This is a genomic window from Methylobacterium sp. J-048 (assembly GCF_022829515.1).
GTDB lineage: Bacteria > Pseudomonadota > Alphaproteobacteria > Rhizobiales > Beijerinckiaceae > Methylobacterium.
This window is the reverse complement of the sequence record NZ_JAKSYL010000175.1, coordinates 1-1,215: the sequence shown is the minus strand read 5'-3', so window position 1 is coordinate 1,215 and position 1,215 is coordinate 1. Positions and strand designations below refer to the sequence as shown.

Here is a 1,215-nt window from a genome sequence, read left to right as displayed (position 1 = left end):
GCGTTGCCTATGCAGTCTGCTGGCAGAGCCGGGCTCGCGGCAACGTCGCCGGTGAGCTGATGCAGTGGCTGGGCGATGCCCTGACCGACGTCGAGACCGCGGCCAACGACGAGGCGCGCCGCCGCTGTCCGACCACGGCCCCCGCAGGGTGTCTACGACGGCATCAAGGACAAGATCATCGCCAAGCAGAAGTAATTTTTTCGGGCGCGGCGGCCCGCAACGGCCCCCTCTCCCGCACGGGAGAGGGGACCCGCGCCAGATTCGGAACCGCGGCAGCGCAGATCGTTTCCGCCTGCTGCGAAAGGGCGAGAACAGCGGGGTGAAGAGCTACGTCCAGAGCCTCGGCGTGGACATGACGGCCGACACGTCACAGCAACTCCTGCAGACCGTCGAGAAGCTGAACAAACACCCCTACGATGTAGGCTTCCGCGAAGCCGGATTGGCCGGGATCAGTGAGGAGGATTACAATTTAATCTCGCGTCAGCTTCAGCAGATCAAGGCCTACCGCGCCGAGTACGATGCCACGACCAAGTCGCTGGGCGTCAACAGCGAGCAGGCTGCTGAGGCTTCCATGGCGTTCCAGCGGTCCCTGACCCGGCTGCAGGCCACCGCCTCGGCGCTCGGCGACAAGCTGATGGTGTCGCTCGCCCCAGCCCTGAAGGCGATCGTTGACCGCTTCCAAGACTGGATCCGCTCGAACCCCGAGAAGGTCGAGCACATCATGGATGGCATCTCGAAGGCCCTCGTCTGCCTGCCGACGAGATGTGGATGGCCCGCTACCTGCTGCAGCGCCTGTGCGAATCCTACGGCATCGACGTCGAGGACCATTGCAAGCCGCTCGGCGACACCGACTGGAACGGCTCGGGCATGCACTGCAACTTCTCGACCGCGTTCCTGCGCGAGCACGGCGGGACGGCCTGATCCTCCCGCCCGTCCCGCGGCTCGTCGGAACGAACGGTTCGGAGGCCTTGGAGCGCCGGCGTATCGCGATGGTCGCCGATTTGCTCGTTCGCAGCCACGTGCCGTCGTTGGTCGGGCTGACCAAGCAGGACGTGGAGGTGGAGGAACGTTACGTCCGCGCCGAACTACTGGAAGCTCTCGACCGCGACGCCCTTGTCGATCACTTGAAGCACGTCCTCACTCTTCACGCTGTCGCCAACCCCACCCCTCCCCATCACGACTCCGTCGTTCGGCACGCCGACAGATAGGCCGACA

General features: G+C 65.1%; 2 protein-coding genes and 1 pseudogene. 2 read left to right on the top strand and 1 reads right to left on the bottom strand.

Annotation, left to right across the window (positions count from 1 at the left end):
• Window positions 1-323 (top strand): hypothetical protein (locus MKL09_RS17520; RefSeq protein ID WP_244022156.1); only part of this gene is annotated, 323 nt, incomplete at its 5' end.
• A 146-nt stretch (window positions 324-469) separates the two neighbouring features.
• Here MKL09_RS17520 and MKL09_RS17515 read toward each other — a convergent pair.
• On the bottom strand, window positions 470-682 hold the full coding sequence (locus MKL09_RS17515; RefSeq protein ID WP_244022155.1) for a hypothetical protein: 213 nt from the start codon (window positions 680-682) through the stop codon (window positions 470-472).
• Window positions 683-747: 65 nt separating this feature from the next.
• Between MKL09_RS17515 and MKL09_RS17510 the strand changes: the two are divergent.
• Window positions 748-912, top strand: a pseudogene (locus tag MKL09_RS17510) (glutamine synthetase); the annotation flags it as partial.
• Between the last annotated feature and the right edge of the window lie 303 nt (window positions 913-1,215).